Here is a 24,015-nt window from a genome sequence, read left to right as displayed (position 1 = left end):
CACCAGGAAGGTGTTCCTCCGTGGAAAACGGCGCCGCCAAGCCCGTGATCGTCGCCATCGACGGTCCCTCCGGCACGGGCAAGTCGAGCACGTCGAAGGCCGTGGCGGCGCAGCTCGGGCTGAGCTACCTGGACACCGGCGCCCAGTACCGGGCGATCACCTGGTGGATGGTGACCAACGGCATCGACATAGCGGACGCGTCCGCGATCGCCGCCGCGGCAGCCAAGCCCGACATCCTGTCCGGCACCGACCCCACGGAGCCGACGATCACCGTCGACGGCGTGGACGTCTCCGGCCCGATTCGTGAGCAGGACGTCACCTCCAAGGTCAGCGCGGTCAGCGCGGTGCCCGAGGTGCGCGCCCGGATCACGGAGCTGCAGCGCGCCATCGCCGCCTCCGCCGTCACCGGCATCGTCGTCGAGGGCCGCGACATCGGCACCACGGTGCTGCCCGACGCCGACCTGAAGATCTTCCTCACCGCCTCCCCCGAGGCCCGCGCCGCCCGTCGCAGCGGCGAGCTCAAGGGCGCCGACCTGCGCACCACCCGTGAGGCCCTGATCAAGCGGGACGCGGCCGACTCCAGCCGCAAGACCTCCCCGCTCGCCAAGGCCGACGACGCCGTCGAGGTGGACACCACCGACCTGACCCTGCAGCAGGTCGTCGAGTGTGTCGTCACCCTCGTCGAGGAGAAGCGGGCGGGGAAGTGACCGACGTTCCCTCGACGCGGGGCGCCGAGGTCGGGCGGCGCATCGGCGTCGGCCTGATGTACGGGCTGTGGAAGCCGCGCGTGCTGGGCTCCTGGCGGGTCCCCGCGTCCGGCCCGGTGATCTTCGCCGTGAACCACTCGCACAACATCGACGGCCCCATGGTCATGGGCGTGGCGCCCCGGCCGACGCACTTCCTGATCAAGAAGGAGGCGTTCGTCGGCCCCCTCGACCCGTTCCTGACCGGCATCGGCCAGGTGAAGGTCGACCGGAACTCCACCGACCGCACGGCCATCGCCCGGGCGCTGGGCGTGCTGGAGCAGGGCGGCGTCCTCGGCATCTTCCCCGAGGGCACCCGCGGCGAGGGCGACTTCGCCTCGATACGCGCCGGGCTCGCGTACTTCGCGGTGCGCAGCGGTGCGCCGATCGTGCCGGTCGCCGTCCTGGGAAGTTCCGACCGGCCCGGCCGGTTGATGAAGGCACTGCCCCCGCTGCGCTCCCGCGTCGACGTCGTCTTCGGCGACCCGTTCGACGCGGGCGACGGCAGCGGGAGACGTACGCGCAAGGCGCTCGACGAGGCCACGGCGCGCATCCAGAAGCAGCTCACCGCGCACCTGGAGAACGCCAGGCGTCTCACCGGCCGCTGAGCGACACTTGAGTAGTGGACCTCCGTCACCACGGGGGTTCCACCGATCACCACGATGAACGAGGTACCGACTTCATGAACGACCACATCGAGCCCGGCGGCTCGGACGCGCACGACGCTGCGCACGAGCACGATCACGGGGCGTTGGGCGATGCCGAGTTCGCGGAGTTCATGGAGCTCGCCGCGGAGGAGGGCTTCGACCTCGAGGACGTCGAGGGCGCCATCGAGGAGGCGGGCCACGGCCCGCTGCCGGTGCTCGCCGTCGTCGGCCGCCCCAATGTCGGCAAGTCGACCCTGGTGAACCGCATCATCGGCCGCCGTGAGGCGGTCGTCGAGGACAAGCCGGGCGTCACCCGCGACCGCGTCACCTACGAGGCCGAGTGGGCGGGCCGCCGCTTCAAGGTCGTCGACACCGGCGGCTGGGAGCAGGACGTCCTCGGCATCGACGCCTCCGTCGCCGCCCAGGCCGAGTACGCCATCGAGGCGGCCGACGCGGTCGTCTTCGTGGTGGACGCCAAGGTCGGCGCCACCGACACCGACGAGGCCGTGGTCCGCCTGCTGCGCAAGGCGGGCAAGCCGGTCGTGCTGTGCGCCAACAAGGTGGACGGCCCGAGCGGCGAGGCGGACGCGTCCTACCTGTGGTCGCTGGGCCTCGGCGAGCCGCACCCCGTCTCCGCCCTGCACGGCCGCGGCACCGGCGACATGCTGGACAAGGTCCTGGAGGCGCTGCCGGAGGCCCCGGCCCAGAGGTTCGGCGCCGCCCTCGGCGGTCCGCGCCGGATCGCCCTGATCGGCCGGCCCAACGTCGGCAAGTCCTCGCTGCTGAACAAGGTCGCGGGCGAGGAGCGGGTCGTCGTCAACGAACTCGCCGGCACCACCCGTGACCCGGTCGACGAGATCATCGAACTCGGCGGCAAGACCTGGAAGTTCGTCGACACGGCGGGCATCCGCAAGCGGGTCCACCTCCAGCAGGGCGCCGACTACTACGCCTCGCTGCGCACCGCCGCCGCCGTCGAGAAGGCCGAGGTGGCGGTCGTCCTGATCGACGGCTCCGAGTCCATCTCGGTGCAGGACCAGCGCATCGTCACCATGGCCGTCGAGGCGGGCCGCGCGCTCGTCCTGGCGTACAACAAGTGGGACACCCTCGACGAGGAGCGCCGCTACTACCTGGAGCGGGAGATCGAGACCGAGCTCGGCCAGGTCGCCTGGGCGCCCCGGGTGAACGTCTCGGCTCTCACCGGCCGCCACATGGAGAAGCTCGTCCCGGCGATCGAGACGGCCCTGGCGGGCTGGGAGACCCGGGTCCCGACGGGCCGCCTGAACGCCTTCCTGGGCGAGCTGGTCGCCGCCCACCCGCACCCGGTGCGGGGCGGCAAGCAGCCGCGCATCCTGTTCGGCACCCAGGCGGGCACCAAGCCGCCCCGCTTCGTGCTGTTCGCCTCCGGCTTCATCGAGGCGGGCTACCGGCGCTTCATCGAGCGCCGGCTGCGCGAGGAGTTCGGCTTCGAGGGCACCCCGATCCACATCTCGGTGCGGGTGCGGGAGAAGCGCGGACGCAAGAAGTAGCCCGGCACGGCGAAGGGGCGGTCCCGATCGCGGGACCGCCCCTTCGCCGTGTCCGTCAGACGCCGCTGCGGGGGGCCGGGGGCAGCCCGGCCGGCACATGGTGCATCTCGTTGGTCCCGCGCCCCACCGGGCCCACGCGCTGCCACTGCGGCGGCTCCACGGCGGGCCGGACGAGGGACGCGCCGAACGACCCCGGACCGTGGTCGCGGTACGCGCCCGTACTGTGCGGGATGTTCCCGAAGGCGGTGAAGCCCCAGTCCTCCTCGCCGCTGCGGTCGCCCGGCAGCGTGCGGAAGGACTTGACGTACTCGGCGTAGAGAGCGTCGTAGATCGGCGTGGCCGAGTGGCCGCTCCAGGAGTCCTGCGCCGGGCGCACGGGTGCGGGGACGGAGGCGAGGGACTGGCGGCGGGGAGCGTCATATGCGTGCACGTATCTCCAAACGACCCCGTGCCACAAGGGATGCGGCCCACCCCGAGTTTTCGCAGGCCGCACCCCGGGTCCTTCGGAGCGCGCCGGGGTCTGAGCGCTCCTTCAGGTGCGCGGGGAACTGCGCGCTCAGCCCTCACGCACCGTCAGCCGAACCACAACCGACCGCGCCCTCGCCTCAGATCCCGGCCAGCGGCAACGCCGCAGACACCAGCTTCCCGTTCGCCGCCGCCTTGTCCAGCGCGTCCCGCATCAAGTCCTCGCGGGGCTGCCGCCCGATGGACCCCACCGGAGCGGCGAACATCAGCACCTGCTGGTGCTTGTTCGCCGCGGCCCGCCACCCGTCGGTGACCTGCAGCGGCTGGTGCGCCTGCCACCAGGCCACCGGGCGGCCGCCGTTCGGGTTCGGCTGGAGCACGGCGTGCAGCTGCCCCGCCGCCAGCAGCACGGACCACCCGTGCAGCACGGGCGGCACGGCGGCCAGCTCGGTCATCGGCATGAAGCCCTGCTCGATCAGCAGCGGCAGGAAGTCGTCGCCGGACCCGAAGGCGCCGGGCCGGGCGACGGGGGCGGTCGGCTCGATTACGAGCGCCGGGTGCAGCTCGTTCTGGATCAGCACCAGCCCGCTGGTCACTCCCAGCACGGCCTGCTCGGGCACGAGGTTCGGAGGCTGCTGCGCCTGCTGCTCGGTCTGGTACGGCTGCGGGACGGGCTGCTGAACCTGCTGCGGGGACTCCCCGCCCACGGCCCCGATCGACCGCACGGCGCCCTGGAGCTGTTCCTCGGTGACCTGGACGACCTGCGAGGGCAGGCAGGTGGCGTGGGCGAAGGCGAGTACGGCGGTCTCGTCCCCGATGAACAGGACGGTGCTGGTGCGCTCCTGCTCCGAGTCGCCCGGGGTCCGGCAGGAGGTGCAGTCGTAACTGCCCGGGGCGGACTCTCCGGCGAGCAGGCGGGCTGCTTCTTCGTCGCCGATCTCGGCGCGTACCTCGTCGCTGACGTCGAGCATGCGCGGCACGGGTGGCTCCCTCGGGATGCGGTGCGTGGCGAGGCCGGGTGGCTCCCGGCCCGTGGTCCGGGTGGGTCCCCGGCTCATGAAGAAGACAACGGGCGATCTGTGGCGGGAGTCACGCCTTACGGCGAACGGAATCGAACCATCCAGCGCACAGGGTCACAGCAGGTGCGGAACTCGGCACTCAACGTCAACTCGCCTTTGATGCAAGGGGTTTGGTGGGGTGGGGTGCCTCACGGTCAGCTCCGCGCAGTGGTTGACAAATCCGGAAATCGCGCAATGAAGTGGGTGGCTGAAAATCGCCGATACCCCGGGTGAGCGGCAACTGGCCAGGCAGGACGGGCGATTGGTTGATCCGGGCAGCGGCGGCTCCTTGCATTCCTCCGCCGTGTGCAACGAGCACCGCTCGGGCACGTCCGCCGCACCACCGCCGCACCGTCTTCGTACGACCTCGCCTCCACCTGGCGCGCCTTCGGCGGCACCGCGTACGCCCCGACGGCCGACCGCACCGGCACGGCCCAGCAGATCGAGAAGGCCGGGCAGGAGCCGGCCGCGCCGCAGGGAAGCGCGGCGCAGGCAGTCTCCGGGTACAGGTCCGCCCGCACCGACCGGGGTGCCTCCCGCGGCGCCTGCACAGTCCGTCCCGGCGACACGCTGAGCGGGATGCCGGCCCGGCACGGGGCGGACCGGAAGCGGCTGTGCGCGGCCAACCGGGACGTCGTCGGCGACGATCCCGACGTGATCGTGCCCGGGCAGCGGCTCGACATCTGAGGCGCCGCCCTTCGCCCGGGCAGCACCAGGGCCCCTCCGGCCGTGCGGAGGGGGCCCTCGCCCCGCCGTCTCGCCCGCCTGTGTGCGCCGACCCATGTGACGAAAATGCGCACTTCTTGTGCACATCCCTTTCACGGGCCGACCGTGCCCGCTCGGGAATGCGTCACGGAAGCCTTCCCGAATACCTCACGCGACACAATTCTTTCGAGGTTTGTCGGGGTCACGGCGAGGTACTCGGAGTCCTTTTCGAATGCCGCCGGGCGAAGCACGGAACCGCTCTTTCGGGTGACCGCCGCCCGTACGCCCCTGTCGTGATCCTGTGACACAAGTGTGACCACGGACGGTCCCGGGCACCGCCTTCCGGCGCGGACTTCCCCGTTTCCGGGCCAGGGCATAGCGTGGCGGCATGGCACCCATTCCGACACCCCCCACGGAACCCAGCGACAGTCCGGACGCCTATGTCGGCCTCGCCGCCGACCGGGCCGAGCACCTCGCGCGCGAACGCGGCTGGTCCTCGGTACGGGCCCTGGCGCCGGGGACGATCGTCACCATGGAGTACCGCGTGGGCCGGCTGAACTTCGAAGTGAGGGACGGCCGGGTGGCGCGGGCCTGGAAGGGCTGAGACAGCCCGACGGCCCCGGTCCTCGAGTGGAGGAACGGGGCCGTCGGCATGTCCGGAAGGTCCCTCAGGGGCGCGGCGCCGGTGTCGTCCCGCGCGGGTGGCGGTCGGTGTGCTGCGGGCGCCGACTGCCCGCGGGCGTCACCGGGGAGCGCTCGGCGCGGCTGGTGTGCGGGCCGGGCGCGAGATAGACCGGCGACCGGGCCGCGCGTCCGGCGGGAACCGGCTCGTGCACCGTGCCGGCGGGGCGCTCGGTGAGCGGACGGACCACGACGGGGCGGCCCGCCGGGGCAGGTGCCGTCGTCTTCGTCCCACGGCGGTCGTACAGCCGGTCCCGCACGGCGAGGATCCGCGCCTCGGCCCGCGCGATCAGCGGCTCGAACCAGGGCAGCGCGAGCAGGATCAGCAGGCCCGCCGCCCAGCCCAGCAGGACGTCGCTGAGCCAGTGGGTGCCGATGTAGACGGTGGACAGCCCGACGCCCAGGGACGTCACGGCCGACAGTGCGGAAAGCCAGCGGCGGGCCCGCGGGGTGGAGGCGAGATAGGCCAGGATTCCCCAGGTCACCACGGCGTTCGCGGTGTGACCGCTCGGAAATATATCGCCGCCGAGCCACATCTCGTTCGAGCCGATCTCGGTCGCGTAGTGCGGTCCGAGCCGCCCCATGCCGTACTTCGCGGCGCCCACCGTGACGTTCAGCAGCAGCAGGGAGACGCCGAGGGCGAGCAGCGGGCGCAGTGTGTGCTGTCGCCAGGAGCGCCAGCCGAGCCAGGCGGCGACCATCACGGCGGTGGGGCCGCGCTGGCCGAGCACCACGTAGTAGTCGACGAAGGCGTGCAGCTCCGGCCACTGCTGATAGGGGCGGAAGAACATGACCTGCCAGTCCAGGCGGACCAGCCAGGAGGTGATCACCACGGCCCACACGATCGCCGCGTAGAAGGCCAGGGTCGCGCCGAGGAGCACGATCCGGTGCCGGCTCATTCGCGGCATGCCGACGTGGGCCGGTCGCTCCGGCTCACGGTCCAGCCTCGCGAACACCCGGTCCAGACGGGTGTGACTCCGTTCGGTACGCACCCAATCGACGTTACAGCGAGTGAGTGTGCCGACCCGACGATTCAGCGGCTTTGTGATGACGATGTGATGTGGCATTCCTCTCAGACGGGGCCTTTATTTCCGGCGAATCCGAGCCCTCGCCTGCAATTGTTTTGGGCATGTCGAACGCTTCCGGTTTATCGGTTGTCCGAATTGGTTCACCCACCCGCGGCGTGGAATTCCCCTGCCGCTCACCGGCCGGCCGGGCCGGCGGGATCAGGGCGGTCCGGACCCGTTCAGCCAGAAGGCGCCGTACGCCGCCGAGGCCGCCGCGACCGTCCCCAGCCCCGCCGCGAGCAGGCGCGTCCGCGCCCGGGCCAGGGCCACGGCGAGCGGCAGGAGCAGCGGAAAGGCCGGCATGAGCAGCCGCGGTTTCGACCCGAAGTAGCTCGACGCGCACAGGGCGAGCGCGGTGACCGTTCCGGCGTAGACCAGCAGCGGCAGCGGCTGCCCCCGGCGTACGCACAGGACGTACAGCCACAGCAGCAGGGCCACGCCGACGATCAGCGCGACCCCGGCGAGGGCCGACGGGAAGGACGCGAAGCGTCCGGCGACGAACAGGGCGAAGGCGTAGCCGCCGTCGAAGCCGTTGCGCCAGCCGGCCTGCACGTCCAGATAGCCCAGGGGGCCGCCCCCGGTCCGGTCGCCGACCCACAGGACGTACCCCGCGGCCCCCAGGGGCGCGAGCAGCATCCCGGCCACCCGGCGCAGGCGCACACCGGGGGCGTGCGGCGATGGCTGAGCGCCTTCCGGTACGCCCGCACGCGGGGCGCCGGACGGGGGACCGGCGTGGCCGTCGCCGCGCGCGCCGCCCGCCGGTACCGCACTGCCGTCCCCCACGAAGGAGGAACCGGCGCGCTCCCGCAGGAAGGCGGCCACCCCCGCCGCCCACACTGCCGCGACCACCGCGAGCCCCACCGGCCGGGTCAGCCCCGCCAGCCCCGCCAGCAGGCCCGCCGTCACCCAGCGCCCGGTGAGCACCGCGTACAGCGCCCAGGCCGCCAGCGCGGTGAACAGCGACTCGCTGTACGCCATCGACTGCACGATCCCGACCGGCAGCACCGCCCACAGCAGCACCGCGCACACCCCGGCCCGCCGCCCGTACAGATGGTCGGCCACCGCGAAGATCCCCCAGGCCGCGGCGAGCGAGGCGAGCAGGCTCACCACGAACCCGCCGTCCGCGTACGACAGCGGGGAGAGCGCCGCGGCCAGCCGTTCCAGCCACGGAAGCAGCGGGAAGAACGCCAGGTTGGAGTGCACGTCCCCGTTGGGCAGCCGCACCTCGTAGCCGTACCCCAGCTCGGCGACCCTCGTGTACCAGAGGGAGTCCCAGCGGGCGGTCAGCAAGGTGTACGCGCTCTTGCCGCGCGCCTCGCTCCACAGGGCCAGGACGCCCAGGCCCAGGGCACGCACGGCGGCGTACCCGAGGAGCGCCGGGGCGGCCCGGCGAAGAGCTCCGGGGCGGGCCGCGGTGGCACGCGTCTCGAGATCGTTCACGCGCCGATTATCGACCCGGCCCGGAACCGGCCCGCCCGCGCGGGCGCGGGAGCCGTGCGGAGGGACGGGCCTGGGAGTGGTGTACGCCACACCGATCGACCGCGAGGTTGAGAGGCCCGCCACTCGACCTCAGCGTTCCCTCGCGTACTCTGACGTGTCACTCGCCGTTCGCCGCGCGGGCCGGGGACGACCGCTCCTCCCCGGCCGAGGCACGGGGGAGTCCCCCACCCCGTAGGCCCGCGGTACCGCGAGGGAACTTCTGGGAGGTACGTACATGTCCGGGACGACCACGGCCGCCGCGCTGCGCCGTCGGGCGGCCGGGGCCGGTGCCAACCGGTGGGTGGTGCTCGTCGTCCTCTGCGTCAGCCTGCTGCTGGTCGCTGTCGACGCCACCGTGCTGCACGTGGCCGTCCCCGCCGTCACCGAGGACCTCAGGCCCGGCGCGGTGGAACTGCTCTGGATCGTCGACGCCTATCCGCTGGTCTGCGCCTCGCTGCTGATCCTGTTCGGCACGCTCGGCGACCGCGTCGGCCGCAGACGCGTCCTCCTCCTCGGCTACACCCTGTTCGGCGTCGCCTCGGCCATGGCGGCCTTCGCGGACGACGCGCACCTGCTGATCGCGGCGCGGGCACTGCTCGGCGTCGGCGGCGCGATGATCATGCCGGCCACGCTGTCGATCCTGCGCCAGGTCTTCCCCGACCGCCGTGAGCGGGCGCTCGCCATCGGCGTCTGGAGCGCCGTCGCCGCCGTCGGAGCCGCGGTCGGACCGCTGCTCGGCGGGTTCCTGCTGGAGCACTTCTGGTGGGGCTCGGTCTTCCTGGTCAACATCCCGCTGATGCTGGTCAGCCTGCCCGTCGGGCGGATCCTGCTGCCCGAGTCGAAGGGTGACGGCGACGGCCCCTGGGACGTGGTCGGCGCGCTCACGGCCGCCGCCGGGCTGTTCGCGGTGGTCCTCGGGGTGAAGCGGCTCGGCGCCGGCGAGCTCGGCGCGGCCACGCTGCTTCCGCTGGCCGCGGGGACCGTCCTGACGGTGCTGTTCGTCCGCCGGCAGCGCAGGCGCGAGCATCCGCTGCTCGACCTGCGGATGTTCTCCCGGCCCGCGTTCAGCACCTCGGTCGGCTGCATCGTGCTGGCCATGCTCGCCCTGGTGGGCCTCGAGCTGATCGCCGCGCAGTACCTCCAGCTGGTACTGGGACTGTCCCCGCTGGAGACCGGGCTGCGGCTGGTGCCGCTCACCTTCGCGGCGATGGCCGCGGGCCTGGCGGGCGCCAGGATGCTGCGCCGGTTCGGCCCGCGCCGCATGGTCTCCCTCGGCTTCTGTCTCACGGCCGGGGCGGTGCTGCTGCTGACGGCCATGGGCGGCGAGGACAACGCCCCGCTGCTGCTCGGCGGGTTCGTGCTGCTCGGCTTCGGCCTGGAGACCACCCTCTTCGGCGCGTACGAGTCGATGCTCAGCGAGGCCCCGCAGGACCAGGCCGGCGGGGCGGCGGCCATCGGCGAGACGTCCTACCAGCTCGGCGCGGGCATCGGCATCGCGCTGCTCGGCAGCGTGATGAACGCGGCCTACGCGCCCGGCCTCTCCCAGGTCCCCGGGGTGCCGGCCTCCGCGTCCGCCGCGGCGGCGCACTCGCTGGGCGAGGCGTACGAGGTCGCGGCCCGCCTCGGCGGCCCCGCGGGTGAGGCGCTGCGACTGGCCGCCCGCCACTCCTTCGTCCACGGCCTGCACGTCACGCTCCTGGTCAGCGCGGGCCTGCTCCTCGCCGGCGCGGCGATGGCCCTGCGCCTGCCGCGCCTGATGCACTGCGACCCGGAGGAAACACCCTCCGGACCGTCCCCGGCCCCGCCCCGCTCCGCCCCCGCCTCCGGGACCACCGCCGAGGCGTCTGGCGCCACTGACCTCGGCAGCACCCCCGTGCGGATGCCCGCTCAGCGGGAGACGCGTGGCTCGGGCGTGAAGGTCTGATCCGCCGTCCCGAAGCCGCTCCGGCGCGCCCCCGGACCCCCTCGACGGCCGGCCGGACGCCCTGCGGCGCTCCGGTGGCCCGGGCGGGGCCGGTGCGCCCCGGTGACGGGAGCTTCTGCGTGGCCCGCGAGGCGGGCCTCGGGCTCGGTGCGCCCCGGCACCGGAGCCACCCTCCTGTGAACGCCCGCGCAACGGTTGCCGTGGAGGCGGGGGGCGCGGTGTGACGCGTCCGGCGTGGGCCGGGGTGGACGGGGCGAGGGCCGCGTCGTAACGTCGGGCCGAGCCTTTGACTAGCAGTGCTAGTCGATGTACCGGATGACCAGCCCCCGGAGGGTGCACCCATGGCCGCGTCCGCGAAGCCGCCCGCGTTCGACCCCGCCGACTTCCTCGGCCTCGACGACCTGCTGGAGCCGGAGGACCTGGCGATCCGGGACACCGTGCGCGGCTGGGCGGCGGACCGCGTGCTGCCGTACGTCGGGGACTGGTACGAGAAGGGCGAGCTGCCCGACGTCCGAGGGCTGGCCAGGGAGCTCGGCGGGATCGGCGCGCTCGGCATGTCACTCGACGGCTACGGCTGCGCGGGCGCGAGCGCCGTGCAGTACGGGCTGGCCTGCCTGGAGCTGGAGGCGGCCGACTCCGGCATCCGCTCCCTGGTCTCCGTGCAGGGCTCGCTCGCCATGTACGCGATCCACCGCTTCGGCAGCGAGGAGCAGAAGCAGCAGTGGCTGCCCCGGATGGCGGCAGGCGAGGTCATCGGCTGTTTCGGGCTGACCGAGCCCGACCACGGCTCCGACCCGGGCTCGATGCGCACCTACGCCAAGCGCGACGGCTCCGACTGGGTGCTCAACGGCCGCAAGATGTGGATCACCAACGGGTCCGTGGCCGGGGTCGCGGTCGTCTGGGCACAGACCGACGACGGCATCCGCGGCTTCGCCGTCCCCACCGACGCGACCGGCTTCTCGGCCCCGGAGATCAAGCACAAGTGGTCCCTGCGCGCCTCCGTCACCAGCGAGCTGGTCATGGACGACGTACGGCTGCCCGCCGACGCGGTACTGCCGGGGGTGACCGGGCTGAAGGGCCCGCTGAGCTGTCTGTCGCACGCCCGGTACGGGATCGTGTGGGGCTCGATGGGCGCCGCGCGCGCCTGCTTCGAGGCGGCCGTCGACTACGCGAAGTCACGGGAGCAGTTCGGGCGGCCCATCGGCGGCTTCCAGCTCACCCAGGCCAAACTCGCCGACATGGCGGTGGAACTGCACAAGGGGATCCTGCTCGCCCACCATCTGGGGCGGCGGATGGACGCCGGCCGCCTGCGTCCCGAGCAGGTCAGCTTCGGCAAACTCAACAACGTGCGGGAGGCGATCGAGATCTGCCGCACGGCCCGGACGATCCTCGGGGCCAACGGGATCTCGCTGGAGTACCCGGTGATGCGGCACGCGACGAACCTGGAGTCGGTGCTCACCTACGAGGGCACCGTGGAGATGCACCAGCTCGTGCTGGGCAAGGCGCTCACCGGGATCGACGCGTTCCGGTAGGCCTGCCTGCGGGGGCGGGGCCGGCTCGGCGGCCCCGCCTCAGCTCTGGTTGAAGAAACCGTCGGTGCGGTGCGCGGCCGGCTCGCCGCTGACCACCTCGGTGTCGGCGGGGCTGAGCAGGAACACGCGGTTGGACACCCGCTCGATGGAGCCGCGCAGACCGAAGATCAGGCCCGCCGCGAAGTCGACGACGCGCTTGGCGTCGGCGGCGTCCATGGCCGTGAGGTTCATGATGACCGGCACGCCCTCGCGGAACAGCTCACCGATGGCGCGCGCGTCCCGGAAGCTGTCCGGGGTGACCGTGCCGATCCGGCGGCCCCGCTCCTCGGCGGCGTCCGCGGCCACCTTGACCCGAGGGTCGGTGACCCAGGCCTCGCCGGGCTCGGTCCCGTCGGAGTAGTCGTCGTCGTAGTAACGCTCGTCTTCGTTGTCGTCGACGAGGCCAAGCCAGGCACTCGCCTTGCGTACCGATCCCATGGACGCCTCCTCTCACAGCGGTCTTTCGTGCTTTCCGCATCCCTATGGTCGTCCATGATGCGGAGGGTGCGCCAAGTGGATAGACGCCGCGCGGGGGGTTTGTGACGGTACTGGTGCACAGCGAATCCGTCGAGAGTCCTGGTTTCCCAAGGGCCCTGACACAAACGGATGCTGACTGAGAGTGAAATATGATTCTACGCGGCGTACGGGTGAAGAGAGGTGCATCCGGGTGAACGCCGAGACCGGTACGATGCCGCAGCCGAACGTCGTACACATGCACGGGGGAACGTCGTGTTCGGGATCGTCAGGCCCTGCCGTCACCGGCTGGGCGAGAAGCTCACCGCCCAGTGGACGGCCCATCTCTGCGGCCTCTGCCTGGCCCTGCGCGGGGACCACGGGCAGCTCGCACGCATCGTCACCAACTACGACGGGCTGCTGATCTCCGTCCTGACGGAGGCTCAGGCGGACCCGGGCGGCCGCACGGGACGCCGGACCGCCGGTCCCTGTCCGCTGCGCGGGATGCGCACCGCGTCCGTGGCCCACGGTGAGGGCGCGCGGCTGGCCGCGGCCGTCTCCCTCGTCCTCGCCTCCGCGAAGGTGCGCGACCACGTCGCCGACGGCGACGGGCTGCTGGCCCGCCGTCCGGTGGCGCTCGCCGCGCGCCGGGTGGCGGCGGGCTGGGACCGGGCGGGTGCCCGGACCGGCTCCGACGTCGGGTTCGACACCGCGGTCCTGGTCGACGCGGTGGACCGGCAGACCGGCATCGAGGCCCTGGCGGGGCCCGGCACCCCGATCCTCACCGTCACCGAGCCGACCGAGACGGCGACCGCGGCGGCCTTCGCGCACACCGCGGTGCTCGCCGGACGGCCCGGCAACGCCGCGCCGCTCGCGGAGGCCGGGCGTCTCTTCGGGCGGCTCGCGCATCTGCTGGACGCGGTGGAGGACCGGGAGGCCGACGCCTCCTCCGGCGCCTGGAATCCGCTCACCGCCACCGGCACTTCGCTCGACGAGGCCCGCCGGCTCGCCGACGACGCCGTGCACGGCATCCGGCTGGCGCTGCGCGAGGCCGAGTTCACGGACGGCGGTCTCGCCCACCGGCTTCTGGTGCATGAACTCCCCAACTCCGTCCGACGCGCCTTCGGTACGGCCTCCTGTGCCCACGGTTCGCATCCGTACGCCCCTCCGGGTGCTCCCGGTGCGCCGGGTGGGCCGGGTGGGCCCACCCCGCCCGAACCGCCGCGCAGGGACCGGCGCGGGCTGTTGGCGGGGTGCGCCGTGTGGCTGGGACTCGCCTGTACGTGTCAGCTCTGCTGCGGCACCTACGAGGACCCGTGGACGCGCGAGCGCAAGGATGGCTGTCTCCACAACTGCGACTGCGACTGCTGCGAGTGCTGTGAGTGCTGCAACTGCGGCGGCGGAGACGGCTGTTGCGGCGGGTGCGACTGCGGCTGCAACTGCTGAGGCGGCCTCGGACGTGGCAGACGCACCGGCGGTTCCCTCTGTGGACCGACCGGGGGCGAGATTCGGCCACCCCGATCCTTGTTCGACCGGTCGTCACCCTGGTGTGACGACCGGTAACGCCGGGGCGGGAGGGGAGCAAGTCGACCAGTCGTCCCTAATCCTCAGGCCAAAAGGCACCCTTGCGCCGAACGGTCGGTCGGTCGAATACTCACCGCAGCGCTTGTCAGGGGCACGACGGGTCCGGAATCCGGTCCGGCGTCCGCTGGCTGCGCCTCACCGGGCCCACAACCCCACGAGGGCCCCCAACTTCCTTTGTGGAGGAACGAAACGTGAGGATCAAGCGCACCACCCCCCAGAGCGGCATCTCGAGACGGACTCGGCTGATCGCCGTCTCCACCGGCCTCGTGGCCGCCGCCGCGATCGCGATCCCCAGCGCGACCGCCGCAGAATCCCCCGCCACCTTCAGCACCTCCGCGCTCAAGAGCGCGAGCAGTTCGGTGCTGAAGGCCGATGTCCCGGGCACCGCCTGGGCCGTCGACAGCAAGACCAACCGGGTCGTCGTGACCGTCGACAGCACCGTCTCCCAGGCCGAGATCAACAAGATCAAGCAGCAGGCCGGGGAGAACGCCGAGGCGATCACCGTCAAGCGGACCCCGGGCAAGATCACCAAGCTCATCCAGGGCGGAGACGCCATCTACGCGAGCAGCTGGCGCTGCTCCCTCGGCTTCAACGTCCGCAGCAGCAGCGGCGCCGAGTACTTCCTGACCGCCGGTCACTGCACCGACGGCGCGGGCACCTGGTACTCCAACTCCGCGCGCACCACGGCCATCGGCACCACGGCCGGATCCAGCTTCCCGGGCAACGACTACGGCATCGTCCGGTACACCGGCTCCGTCAGCCGGCCCGGTACCGCGAACGGCGTGGACATCACCCGTGCGGCCACCCCGAGCGTGGGCACCACCGTCATCCGTGACGGCTCCACCACGGGTACGCACAGCGGCCGGGTGACCGCGCTCAACGCGACCGTCAACTACGGCGGCGGAGACATCGTCTCCGGTCTCATCCAGACCACGGTCTGCGCCGAGCCCGGCGACTCCGGCGGCGCGCTCTACGGCAGCAACGGCACCGCGTACGGTCTGACCTCCGGCGGCAGCGGCAACTGCTCCTCCGGCGGCACGACCTTCTTCCAGCCGGTGACCGAGGCCCTGAGCGCCTACGGGGTCAGCGTCTACTAGGACGCCCCGCCGGCCCGGCCGGTTCTGTACGGCTCCCGAGGAGCCGACAGCCCTCACGAGCCCCCGCACGCGACCCGCGTGCGGGGGCTCGTCCCTGTTCCGGACCGGTCCGCGGGCGGTGCGATCGCAACTTCCGCGCGTCGCGCACCGGAAGGATCCTGCCGCCAGGGGGCGATTTTCAGCCATCGACCGGACGGGCGGTGCGTGCCCCCGGTAACCCCCGCGTGACGTTTGCAGTGTGAACCGTCCCGCGTCTCCATGAACTGTCAGGACATAGGGGGCGCACGGACGTTGTCGTGCACGCGTCTGGAAGTCGACCTTGTGTGCTCCCTGTGCCGTTCGGAAGAGTAGGCGGCGTTCAACCGGCGCGGGCGTGGCTTTTGCTGTGCTCCACCCCCGTGGCCGTACGCCTTCCGGTCCGGCGAGGTCCCCACAACCCCTCCGGGCCGTCCCCCCACAGGAGGACGTGAGTTGAAGCACCGACGCATACCCAGGCGCCGTGCCGTCATGGCGGGTGCGGGCATCGCCGCACTGGCCGCGGGCGCGGTCACCTTCCAGACTGCGAACGCCAGCGAGGTCCCGGCCGGCGCCGCGCCCCGCACCCTCTCGGTCCAGGCGGCCGGAAACCTCGCCTCGACGCTGCTCCAGGACCTGGGCACCGACGCGGCGGGAACGTACTACGACGCGAAGAGCAAGAGCCTCGTGGTGAACGTGCTCGACGAGACCGCGGCCCAGGCCGTCGAGTCGGCCGGCGCGAAGGCCAGAGTCGTGGCGAACTCGCTCGCCGAGCTGAAGAGCGCGCGCACCACGCTCCAGCAGGACGCCACCATCCCGGGCACGTCCTGGGTGACCGACCCGGTCTCCAACAAGGTCGTCGTCACGGCGGACCGCACGGTCTCCAAGGCCGAGTGGGCCAAGCTGACCGAGGTCGCCGAAGGTCTCGGCACCACGGTGGAGCTCCAGCGCACCAAGGGTGAGTTCAAGCCCTTCATCGCGGGCGGCGACGCCATCACCGGCAACGGCGGGCGTTGCTCGCTGGGCTTCAACGTGACCAAGGGCGGCGAGCCGCACTTCCTCACCGCGGGCCACTGCACCGAGGGCATCTCGACCTGGTCGGACTCCTCGGGCAACGTCATCGGCGAGAACGCCGCGTCCAGCTTCCCGGGCGACGACTACGGCCTGGTGAAGTACACGGCCGACGTGGCGCACCCGAGCGAGGTGAACCTGTACGACGGCTCCTCGCAGTCGATCTCCGGCGCCGCCGAGGCGACCGTCGGCATGCAGGTGACCCGCAGCGGCTCCACCACCCAGGTCCACTCCGGCACGGTCACCGGCCTGGACGCCACCGTGAACTACGGCAACGGCGACATCGTCAACGGTCTGATCCAGACCGACGTGTGCGCCGAGCCCGGCGACAGCGGCGGCTCGCTCTTCTCGGGCAGCAGCGCGGTCGGCCTCACCTCCGGCGGCAGCGGCGACTGCTCCTCGGGCGGCACGACCTTCTTCCAGCCCGTCACCGAGGCCCTGTCGGCCACCGGTACGCAGATCGGCTGAGCCCGCCCGGACCGCACGGCGTCCCGTCCCTCCCGCACGGAGGGGCGGGACGTCCGCGTTCAGGCACCGGATCCCCGTGCCGTGCGCGCCGGTTCCGGCTCCGGCCGCCGGCGCAGCGCCGACATCAGCACGGTGAGGACGGTCCCCGCCACGGCCCAGGCGGACAGCACCAGCAGCGGGCCGGTCGCGCCGTTGCCCCGGAAGTACACGATCGAGCGGGCCGCCCAGGTGCCCGCGCCCGGCGGCAGCGCCGGTCCGATCGCCGCCCAGAACGGCGGCAGCAGCGGCGCCGGCAGCGCCCCGCCCGAGCTGGGGTTGCCCAGAATCACCACGATGAGGATCGCCGCGCCGATCCCGAGGACACCGAGGACGGCCTGGAGTGCGAGCGTGGCGGCGCCCACCGCGAAGATGATCAGCGCGCCCAGCCCCCACAGCCCCGCGAACCCGTCCGGCAGCGCGTCGAGGGCCGGTCCGGCGATCAGCGCGCCGCCGAGCCCTCCGAGCACCGCGGCCACGGCCATGGCACCGAGCCGGATCACCGCCCGGCGCGGGGTGGACGCGCGGGCGCCCGAGCTGATCGCCAGGATCGACGCGCACAGATAGCCGCCCACGCACCAGCCGACCACCACGTAGAACGACGACAGTCCGTTGGCGTCCTGGGCGGAGGTCGGGGCGACGTCCTCGACCCGCAGGGTGCGGCGCTCGTCCCGCTCCGCCTCGGTGAAGAGCTGCTCCAGGGCCGTGGCCAGCGCGGTGCCGCCGCCGGTGGCGACCAGCAGGGTGTCGGTGGTCCCCTCGGGGTCGACCACCAGGGCCCCGTCGATGTCCCGGTCCTCGATCTGCCGGCGGGCGGTCGCCTCGTCCGCCACCGTCCGGGGGGCCAGCGGCGAGCCCGGCAGCTCCTTCAGCCGGGTCACGGTCTCCTTCGCCACGGGCGGGGGCGCGACGACCCCGAGGGACGCGTCCCGCAGGGTCGGGTGGTGCAGGGCGCCCACGTACGAGGTGATGAACAGCAGCATCAGGGCGATCACGCCGAGCACCAGCAGGGTGGCCCGCGGAGTGACGGCGTCGCGTACCTCACCGGGGAACGAGCGGGGGCGGGCCCCGGGGCCGGTGCTCTGTGTCATGCCTCCCACGGTCCGGGGCGGCGGGTGTTTGCGCAGGTGGGGCAGGGCCGAACGGATGTCGCACACTCATTCGAAAATTGGTCTATGGTGGGGGTGAGGTGACTGGGAACAGTTGTTCGATAGACGGTCGGGACTCACGAGTGCGGGAGGTGCGCGTGCCGGGTTTCACGCATCTGCACACCGTCTCCGGGTTCTCCCTGCGCTACGGCGCCTCCCACCCGGAACGGCTGGCCGAGCGCGCCTCCGAGCGCGGCATGGACGCCCTCGCCCTCACCGACCGCGACACCCTCGCCGGGTCCGTACGCTTCGCCAAGGCCTGTGCCAAGGCCGGCGTCCGCCCGCTGTTCGGCGCGGAGCTGGCGGTGACGCCCCCGGCCGCCGCCCCCGGCGACAGCTCCGTACGTCGGGACCGACTCCGCACCCCGGTGCGCGGCGGTGCCTTCATCGACGAGTCGACACCGCGCGTGACCTTCCTCGCCCGGGACGGCGCCCGCGGCTGGGCCGACCTGTGCCGCCTGGTCTCCGCCGCCCACACGGCGGACGGCCTCCCGCGGCTGTCGTGGGAGGACAACCACGCCGACGGCCTGACCGTCCTGCTCGGCCCCGACTCCGACGTCGGCCGGGCCCTCGCCGCGGGACGCCCCGACCGCGCCGCCCGGCTGCTCGCCCCCTGGCGGGAGGTGTACGGCGACGCCCTGCGTCTGGAGGCCGTCTGGCACGGCCGCAACGGCACCGGCCCCGGCTCGCTGCGGCTGGCCGCCCGCACCCTGGGCTTCGCCGCCGAGCAGCGCGTACGGCCCGTCCTCAGCAACGCCGTCCGGTACGCCGACCCCGGCCTCGGCCCGGTCGCCGACGTGCTGGACGCCGCCCGCCGGCTGGTTCCGGTCGACCCGGCCAAAGGGCTGGACTCCGGCGAGGCCTGGCTGAAGGACCAGGGCGCCATGCTGCACGCGGCCGAGCGGATCGTGGAGGCCGCCGGCTTCCGCCGCGACACCGCCCTGCGGCTGCTCGACCAGACGCAGGCCACGGCCGCCGAGTGCCTGGTCGACCCCGAGGACGACCTCGGCATGGGCAGCGTCCACTTCCCCGAGCCGCACCTCGTCGGCGCCGGCCGCCGCACCGCCCAGCGGGCGCTGGCCTCCCGCGCGACGGCGGGCATGGTGCTGCGCGGCTACGACCGCCGCCGGGAGTACTGGGAGCGGATGCACCGCGAGCTGGACATCATCGCCCACCACGGCTTCGCCTCCTACTTCCTCACCGTCGCCCAGGTGGTCGACGACGTGCGGGACATGGGCATCCGGGTCGCCGCGCGGGGCTCCGGCGCCGGTTCCCTGGTCAACCACCTGCTCGGCATCGCGCACGCCGACCCGGTCGAGCACGGGCTGCTGATGGAGCGCTTCCTGTCCAAGGAGCGGGTGGTGCTGCCGGACATCGACATCGACGTGGAGTCCGCCCGCCGGCTCGAGGTCTACCGCGCGATCATCGGCCGGTTCGGCGCCGAGCGGGTCGCCACCGTCGCCATGCCGGAGACCTACCGGGTGCGCCACGCCGTCCGGGACGTCGGCGCCGCGCTGTCCATGGACCCGGCCGAGATCGACCGGGTCGCCAAGTCCTTCCCGCACATCCGCGCCCGTGACGCCCGCGCGGCGCTCGAGGAACTGCCCGAACTGCGGCAGCTGGCGGGGGAGAAGGAGAAGTACGGCAGGCTGTGGGAGCTGGTCGAGGCCCTCGACGCGCTGCCGCGCGGGGTCGCCATGCACCCCTGCGGGGTGCTGCTGTCCGACGCCTCCCTGCTGAACCGGACGCCGGTCATGCCGACCAGCGGCGAGGGCTTCCCGATGGCGCAGTTCGACAAGGACGACGTGGAGGACCTGGGGCTGCTCAAGCTGGACGTGCTGGGTGTGCGGATGCAGTCGGCGATGGCGCACGCGGTGGGCGAGGTGGAGCGGGCGACGGGGGAGCGGATCGACCTGGACGCGGTCCCGGACGGCGACCCGGCGACGTACGGGCTGATCCGGTCGACCGAGACGCTCGGCTGCTTCCAGATCGAGTCGCCCGGCCAGCGGGACCTGGTGGGGCGGCTCCAGCCGTCGACCTTCCACGACCTGGTCGTGGACATCTCACTGTTCCGGCCGGGGCCGGTCGCCGCCGACATGGTGCGGCCGTTCATCGAGGCGCGGCACGGGCGGGCGCCGGTGCGCTACCCGCACCCGGACCTGGAGGATGCGCTGAAGGGGACGTACGGCGTCGTGGTCTTCCACGAGCAGGTCATCGACATCGTCTCGGTGCTGACCGGCTGCGGGCGCGGCGAGGCGGACCGGGTGCGGCGCGGGCTGTCCGACCCGGAGTCGCAAGGGCGGATCAAGGTGTGGTTCGCCCAGCACGCGGCGGCCCGGGGCTATGACGCGGAAACGATTCAGCGGACCTGGGAGATCGTGGAGGCCTTCGGCTCCTACGGTTTCTGCAAGGCGCACGCGGTCGCCTTCGCCGTGCCGACGTACCAGTCGGCGTGGCTGAAAGCCCACCATCCGGCCGCCTTCTACGCCGGGCTGCTCACCCATGACCCCGGGATGTACCCCAAGCGGCTGCTGCTGGCGGACGCCCGGCGGCGGGGGGTGCCGGTGCTGCCGTTGGACGTGAACAAGTCGGGGGTCGCACACAGTATCGAACTGGTGTCTGATTCAGGGGATGTGAAGGGGGCGTCGAAGGACGCCCCGGAGGGCGGGAAGCCGGTGTGGGGCCTGCGCCTGGCGCTGTCCGACGTGCACGGCATCAGCGAGGCCGAGGCGGAGCGGATCGCCGAGGGCCGGCCGTACGCCTCGCTGCTCGACTTCTGGGAGCGGGCCCGGCCCAGCCGTCCGCTCGCCGGTCGGCTCGCCCAGGTCGGCGCGCTCGACGCGTTCGGCGCCAACCGCCGTGACCTGCAACTGCATCTGACCGAGCTGCACCGCGGCGCCCGCGGCGGGCGAGGCGACCAGCTCCCGCTGTCCGGGGGCCGGCGGACCGCCTCCGCCGGGCTGCCCGACCTCACCGAGCCGGAGAAGCTCAGCGCCGAACTCGGCGTGCTGTCCATGGACGCCTCCCGCCATCTGATGGACGACCACGGCACCTTCCTCAAGGAGCTGGGCGTGGTCTCCGCGCGGCGGCTGCGCGAGGTGCGGCACGGGGAGACGGTGCTGGTCGCGGGCGCCAAGGCGGCCACCCAGACCCCGCCCGTCCGCTCCGGGCGGCGGGTCATCTTCTCTACCCTGGACGACGGCACGGGCCTGGTCGACCTGGCCTTCTTCGACGACTCGCACGACACCTGCGCCCATACCGTCTTCCACTCCTGGCTGCTGCTGGTGCGCGGGGTGGTGCAGCGGCGCGGCCCGCGCAGCTTCAGCGTGGTCGGCTCCGCCGCGTGGAACCTCGCCGACCTGCTGGAGATCCGCCGGGAGGAAGGGCTGGAGGGGGTTGCCGCGCGGCTCGCCGCCCCGACCGGCAACGGCTCCGGGGAGGCCGACGACGGCGACGCGCCGGCCCGCAGGCGGCTGGCCGGTTCGGACGGGCTGCCCGCGCCGGCCGGCTCGGCCGCCAGGGACCCGATGGAGGAACGGACGATCCGCATGCCCACGGGGTACGAGATGCACCCCTGGGCCGATCTGCGCCCCGCGGGCGAAGGGCCCGCGGTGGGAAGGAAGTTGTGGCACCAGAGTCCGGGGAGTGCGGGATGACCATTCTCTGCGTACGTTTCCAGCTGCCGCCGATGTACGAGGCGGCCCTGCCGGGGCTGCTCGGCCTGCTGGAGGAGTTCACCCCCGTCGTGCAGGCCCTGCCACCGGACGGGGCACTGGCCGATCTGCGGGGCGCCGAACGGTACTTCGGGCGCACCGCGCTGGAACTGGCCTCGGTGATCAGGGTGCGCGCCCTCGCCCTGCACGGCGTCGACTGCGTGATCGGCGCGGGTCCCGGGCCGATGACGGCCCGCATGGCGCTGCGGGAGGCCCGGCCGGGGCGGACCCGCGCGGTGGACGGGGACGAGGTGCGGGAGTTCCTCGCCGGACAGCCCGTCGTCGCGCTGCCCGGCGTGGGCGCCAAGACCGCCCGCACCCTGTGCGAGTACGGTCTGGACACCCTCGGCCGGGTCGCCGCCGCGCCGCTGTCCACACTCCAGCGGCTGGTGGGCGCCCGCGCCGGACGCGAGCTGCACGAGAAGGCGAACGGCGTCGACCGCGGCCGGGTCGTCCCCAACGGCGTCTCCCGGTCACTGGCGGCCGAACGCCCCTTCACCCGCGACGAACTGGACCCGGGACGGCACCGCCGCGCCCTGCTCTCGGCCGCCGAGGAACTGGGCGCCCGGCTGCGCGCCCTGGACAAGGTCTGCCGCGGCCTCACCCTCACCGTCCGCTACGCCGACCGGTCGGCCACCACCCGCACCCGCACGCTCCCCGAGCCGACCGCGCACTCGCCCGCGCTCACCAGGGCGGCGTACGGCCTGTACGAGGCGCTCGGTCTGCAGCGCGCCCGGGTGCGTGCGGTGGTGCTGCGCGCGGAGGGCCTCGACCCCGCCGAACAGGCCGCCCACCAGCTCACCTTCGACCCGGTGGACGAGAAGGTGCGCCGCATCGAGGAGGTCGCGGACCGCGTGCGGGCCAAGTTCGGCCCGCACGCGGTGATGCCGGGGACGCTGGCGGCGTAGCCCCGGAGATCAGCCGGCCCACGGCGGCACGGTGCGGGTGCCGTCGGCGAGCGTCGCCTCCAGAGCGTGGGAGGTGGTGACCCAGGTGACGGCGGACTCGTCGCCCGGGTTCTCCACGGCGAGCGTCGAGCCGGGGCCCACGACGACGGTGTCGCCCGCGTCGACGCGGTACGGGGGGCCGTCGAGGGTGATCAGCAGCTCGCCGGAGAGCAGCAGGAGGATCTCCCCCCGGCTGACGGTGTGCGCGGGCGCCCGAGTCCCGGCGGGGATCTCGCCTCGCCAGGCGCACAGCTCCTCGCTGCCCGCCGAGGGGCGGACGTACGAGACGAAGCGGGCGCCGTGCATCTCGTGGACGACGGCATCGGACGGGCGGACGACGGGCATGACGGACCTCCGGGTCGGGCTATTCGGTCCCGCGGACGCGCGGGCGCCGCTGGTCGTGCTCACCGAGGCGGGGCGGGCCTGCGCCCGGGCGGCCGAGGAGGCGGCGGCGGAGGCCGTGTGCGCCCGGGGCGAGGCGCTGGGGGAGTCCGAAGTGTGCGCGCCGGGAGCGCAGTTGCTGCGTATCGCGCCCGACGAGGCGATTCGTCCCGCTTGGTGAGGCCTTATCAGGTGTCGGGGGGTGATCGTGGGCCGCCGGTGGGATTTTTTACCGACCCGTAACTTCCCGGCTTTCCCTACTCGCCCGTAACTTGATGGGTGAACAGCATCCCGTGATCCGGATCACAGGGCGTAGGACCCCACCCTCCCCCTTGAGCCGCAAGGAGATCACACGATGCTGCCCTGGAAGCGGGTGATCAGACCGCTGGCCGCGTTCCTCCTGGCCGCGGTCGCCGTCACCGCCCCCGCCGCCTCGGGCGCGCAGGCCGCCGCCGCACCCAGCTCCGGCTGGAACGACTTCACCTGCAAGCCCTCCGCCGCCCACCCCCGCCCCGTCGTCCTGGTCCACGGCACCTTCGGCAACTCCGTCGACAACTGGCTGGGCCTCGCGCCCTATTTGAAGAACCGCGGCTACTGCGTCTTCTCCCTGGACTACGGCCGGCTCCCCGGCGTCCCCTTCTTCCACGGCCTCGGCCCCGTCGAGAAGTCCGCCGAGCAGCTCGACGCCTACGTCGACCGGGTGCGCGCCGCGACCGGCGCCGCGAAGGTCGACATCGTCGGCCACTCCCAGGGCGGCATGATGCCCCGCTACTACCTCAAGTTCCTCGGCGGCGCCGCCGAGGTGAACGCCCTCATCGGCCTCGCCCCCAGCAACCACGGCACGACGCTCAGCGGTCTCACCGCGCTGCTGCCCCACTTCCCCGGAGCCGAGGACCTCCTCAGCAGCGCCACCCCCGCCCTCGCCGACCAGATCGCCGGCTCCGCCTTCCTCGCCAAGCTCAACGCGGGCGGCGACACCGTCCCAGGCGTCCGCTACACCGTCATCGCCACCAAGTACGACCAGGTCGTCACCCCGTACCGCAGCGCCTTCCTGGCCGGACCGAACGTCCGCAACGTGGTCCTCCAGGACCTCTGCGCGGTCGACCTGTCCGAGCACCTGGCCATCGGGCTGCTCGACCGGATCGCCTTCCATGAGGTGGCGAACGCCCTCGACCCGGACCGCGCGAAACGCACCACCTGCGCCTCCGTGTTCAGCTGACACGAGTCACCGCGAGG

The 24,015-nt window shown here is 72.9% G+C and carries 20 protein-coding genes and 1 pseudogene; 14 read left to right on the top strand and 7 right to left on the bottom strand.

All coding sequences use genetic code 11. The annotated features are described in order from the left end of the window. The first annotated feature begins 20 nt into the window (after window positions 1-20). From cmk to der, 3 genes are all read left to right on the top strand, one after another. A complete protein-coding gene (gene cmk, locus ACF1AG_RS28305; protein ID WP_359604765.1) occupies window positions 21-707 on the top strand; it encodes a (d)CMP kinase in 687 nt (228 codons plus the stop codon). After that, on the top strand, window positions 704-1,351 hold the full coding sequence (locus ACF1AG_RS28300; protein ID WP_359604767.1) for a lysophospholipid acyltransferase family protein: 648 nt from the start codon (window positions 704-706) through the stop codon (window positions 1,349-1,351). Before cmk ends, ACF1AG_RS28300 begins: the two co-directional genes overlap by 4 nt. A gap of 74 nt (window positions 1,352-1,425) precedes the next feature. Next, window positions 1,426-2,916 carry a ribosome biogenesis GTPase Der gene (gene der, locus ACF1AG_RS28295; protein WP_359604768.1) on the top strand — a complete coding sequence of 497 codons (1,491 nt, stop codon included), beginning with the start codon at window positions 1,426-1,428 and terminating at the stop codon, window positions 2,914-2,916. A gap of 55 nt (window positions 2,917-2,971) precedes the next feature. Here the strand turns inward: der and ACF1AG_RS28290 are convergent, their stop codons facing one another. Both ACF1AG_RS28290 and ACF1AG_RS28285 read right to left on the bottom strand, forming a co-directional pair. Further along, window positions 2,972-3,346, bottom strand: coding sequence for a hypothetical protein (locus tag ACF1AG_RS28290; protein WP_359604770.1), 375 nt, complete (start codon window positions 3,344-3,346; stop codon window positions 2,972-2,974). Window positions 3,347-3,521: 175 nt separating this feature from the next. Next, window positions 3,522-4,361 carry a hypothetical protein gene (locus tag ACF1AG_RS28285; RefSeq protein WP_359604772.1) on the bottom strand — a complete coding sequence of 280 codons (840 nt, stop codon included), beginning with the start codon at window positions 4,359-4,361 and terminating at the stop codon, window positions 3,522-3,524. Between the two features lie 384 nt (window positions 4,362-4,745). On the opposite strand from ACF1AG_RS28285, the gene ACF1AG_RS28280 reads away from it, so the two are divergent. Both ACF1AG_RS28280 and ACF1AG_RS28275 read left to right on the top strand, forming a co-directional pair. Continuing rightward, window positions 4,746-5,126, top strand: a complete 381-nt coding sequence (locus tag ACF1AG_RS28280; RefSeq protein WP_391810596.1) for a LysM peptidoglycan-binding domain-containing protein — start codon at window positions 4,746-4,748, stop codon at window positions 5,124-5,126. A 406-nt stretch (window positions 5,127-5,532) separates the two neighbouring features. Further along, window positions 5,533-5,748, top strand: a complete 216-nt coding sequence (locus ACF1AG_RS28275) for an I78 family peptidase inhibitor (protein ID WP_006131512.1) — start codon at window positions 5,533-5,535, stop codon at window positions 5,746-5,748. Window positions 5,749-5,812: 64 nt separating this feature from the next. On the opposite strand, the gene ACF1AG_RS28270 is transcribed toward ACF1AG_RS28275, so the two are convergent. Together ACF1AG_RS28270 and ACF1AG_RS28265 are read right to left on the bottom strand one after the other, a co-directional pair. Then, complete coding sequence (locus ACF1AG_RS28270; protein ID WP_359604775.1) at window positions 5,813-6,817, bottom strand: phosphatase PAP2 family protein; 1,005 nt, start codon at window positions 6,815-6,817, stop codon at window positions 5,813-5,815. Between the two features lie 234 nt (window positions 6,818-7,051). Beyond that, window positions 7,052-8,332, bottom strand: coding sequence for a glycosyltransferase family 39 protein (locus ACF1AG_RS28265; protein WP_391810595.1), 1,281 nt, complete (start codon window positions 8,330-8,332; stop codon window positions 7,052-7,054). A gap of 274 nt (window positions 8,333-8,606) precedes the next feature. Here ACF1AG_RS28265 and ACF1AG_RS28260 point away from each other — a divergent pair, with 274 nt between their 5' ends. Together ACF1AG_RS28260 and ACF1AG_RS28255 are read left to right on the top strand one after the other, a co-directional pair. Then, entirely contained in the window at window positions 8,607-10,295 is a 1,689-nt protein-coding gene (locus tag ACF1AG_RS28260; RefSeq protein WP_359604779.1) for an MFS transporter, read from the top strand. A gap of 341 nt (window positions 10,296-10,636) precedes the next feature. Then, a complete protein-coding gene (locus ACF1AG_RS28255) occupies window positions 10,637-11,827 on the top strand; it encodes an acyl-CoA dehydrogenase family protein (RefSeq protein WP_359604781.1) in 1,191 nt (396 codons plus the stop codon). A 39-nt stretch (window positions 11,828-11,866) separates the two neighbouring features. Here the strand turns inward: ACF1AG_RS28255 and ACF1AG_RS28250 are convergent, their stop codons facing one another. After that, window positions 11,867-12,304, bottom strand: coding sequence for a cell division protein SepF (locus ACF1AG_RS28250; RefSeq protein WP_033276777.1), 438 nt, complete (start codon window positions 12,302-12,304; stop codon window positions 11,867-11,869). A gap of 291 nt (window positions 12,305-12,595) precedes the next feature. On the opposite strand from ACF1AG_RS28250, the gene ACF1AG_RS28245 reads away from it, so the two are divergent. The 3 genes from ACF1AG_RS28245 (at window position 12,596) to ACF1AG_RS28235 (ending at window position 16,554) form a co-directional block, all read left to right on the top strand. Further along, entirely contained in the window at window positions 12,596-13,765 is a 1,170-nt protein-coding gene (locus tag ACF1AG_RS28245; RefSeq protein ID WP_391810594.1) for a DUF5685 family protein, read from the top strand. A gap of 329 nt (window positions 13,766-14,094) precedes the next feature. Further along, window positions 14,095-15,000 carry a S1 family peptidase gene (locus ACF1AG_RS28240; protein WP_359604785.1) on the top strand — a complete coding sequence of 302 codons (906 nt, stop codon included), beginning with the start codon at window positions 14,095-14,097 and terminating at the stop codon, window positions 14,998-15,000. 507 nt (window positions 15,001-15,507) lie between these two features. After that, window positions 15,508-16,554 carry a S1 family peptidase gene (locus ACF1AG_RS28235; protein WP_391810601.1) on the top strand — a complete coding sequence of 349 codons (1,047 nt, stop codon included), beginning with the start codon at window positions 15,508-15,510 and terminating at the stop codon, window positions 16,552-16,554. Between the two features lie 59 nt (window positions 16,555-16,613). On the opposite strand, the gene ACF1AG_RS28230 is transcribed toward ACF1AG_RS28235, so the two are convergent. Then, window positions 16,614-17,681, bottom strand: coding sequence for a DUF3533 domain-containing protein (locus ACF1AG_RS28230; RefSeq protein WP_359601929.1), 1,068 nt, complete (start codon window positions 17,679-17,681; stop codon window positions 16,614-16,616). Between the two features lie 155 nt (window positions 17,682-17,836). Here ACF1AG_RS28230 and ACF1AG_RS28225 point away from each other — a divergent pair, with 155 nt between their 5' ends. Together ACF1AG_RS28225 and ACF1AG_RS28220 are read left to right on the top strand one after the other, a co-directional pair. After that, window positions 17,837-21,394 (top strand): DNA polymerase III subunit alpha, encoded by a 3,558-nt coding sequence (locus tag ACF1AG_RS28225; RefSeq protein ID WP_391810593.1) that lies wholly within the window; start codon window positions 17,837-17,839, stop codon window positions 21,392-21,394. Beyond that, window positions 21,391-22,359 carry a hypothetical protein gene (locus tag ACF1AG_RS28220; RefSeq protein ID WP_387796587.1) on the top strand — a complete coding sequence of 323 codons (969 nt, stop codon included), beginning with the start codon at window positions 21,391-21,393 and terminating at the stop codon, window positions 22,357-22,359. The genes ACF1AG_RS28225 and ACF1AG_RS28220 overlap by 4 nt, the downstream gene beginning before the upstream one ends. Before the next feature lie 9 nt (window positions 22,360-22,368). Here ACF1AG_RS28220 and ACF1AG_RS28215 read toward each other — a convergent pair whose 3' ends face one another. Further along, a complete protein-coding gene (locus tag ACF1AG_RS28215; RefSeq protein WP_391810592.1) occupies window positions 22,369-22,743 on the bottom strand; it encodes a cupin domain-containing protein in 375 nt (124 codons plus the stop codon). 28 nt (window positions 22,744-22,771) lie between these two features. Here ACF1AG_RS28215 and ACF1AG_RS28210 point away from each other — a divergent pair. Together ACF1AG_RS28210 and ACF1AG_RS28205 are read left to right on the top strand one after the other, a co-directional pair. Continuing rightward, window positions 22,772-22,960, top strand: a pseudogene (locus ACF1AG_RS28210) (MarR family transcriptional regulator); the annotation flags it as partial. A 174-nt stretch (window positions 22,961-23,134) separates the two neighbouring features. Continuing rightward, window positions 23,135-23,998, top strand: coding sequence for a lipase family alpha/beta hydrolase (locus ACF1AG_RS28205; RefSeq protein WP_391810591.1), 864 nt, complete (start codon window positions 23,135-23,137; stop codon window positions 23,996-23,998). The last annotated feature ends 17 nt before the right edge of the window (window positions 23,999-24,015 follow it).

Source organism: Streptomyces sp. NPDC014764 (genome assembly GCF_043082785.1).
GTDB lineage: Bacteria > Actinomycetota > Actinomycetes > Streptomycetales > Streptomycetaceae > Streptomyces > Streptomyces althioticus.
This window is presented reverse-complemented; position numbering and strand designations above follow the sequence as displayed.

Excerpts from the sequence above, each read along its gene's own strand:
- der (WP_359604768.1), top strand. The coding sequence starts at position 1,426 with ATGAACGACCACATCGAGCCCGGCGGCTCGGACGCGCACGACGCTGCG.
- ACF1AG_RS28275 (WP_006131512.1), top strand. The coding sequence starts at position 5,533 with ATGGCACCCATTCCGACACCCCCCACGGAACCCAGCGACAGTCCGGAC.
- ACF1AG_RS28260 (WP_359604779.1), top strand. The coding sequence starts at position 8,607 with ATGTCCGGGACGACCACGGCCGCCGCGCTGCGCCGTCGGGCGGCCGGG.
- ACF1AG_RS28255 (WP_359604781.1), top strand. The coding sequence starts at position 10,637 with ATGGCCGCGTCCGCGAAGCCGCCCGCGTTCGACCCCGCCGACTTCCTC.
- ACF1AG_RS28250 (WP_033276777.1), bottom strand. The coding sequence starts at position 12,304 with ATGGGATCGGTACGCAAGGCGAGTGCCTGGCTTGGCCTCGTCGACGAC.
- ACF1AG_RS28235 (WP_391810601.1), top strand. The coding sequence starts at position 15,508 with ATGGCGGGTGCGGGCATCGCCGCACTGGCCGCGGGCGCGGTCACCTTC.
- ACF1AG_RS28230 (WP_359601929.1), bottom strand. The coding sequence starts at position 17,681 with ATGACACAGAGCACCGGCCCCGGGGCCCGCCCCCGCTCGTTCCCCGGT.
- ACF1AG_RS28220 (WP_387796587.1), top strand. The coding sequence starts at position 21,391 with ATGACCATTCTCTGCGTACGTTTCCAGCTGCCGCCGATGTACGAGGCG.
- ACF1AG_RS28215 (WP_391810592.1), bottom strand. The coding sequence starts at position 22,743 with ATGCCCGTCGTCCGCCCGTCCGATGCCGTCGTCCACGAGATGCACGGC.
- ACF1AG_RS28205 (WP_391810591.1), top strand. The coding sequence starts at position 23,135 with ATGCTGCCCTGGAAGCGGGTGATCAGACCGCTGGCCGCGTTCCTCCTG.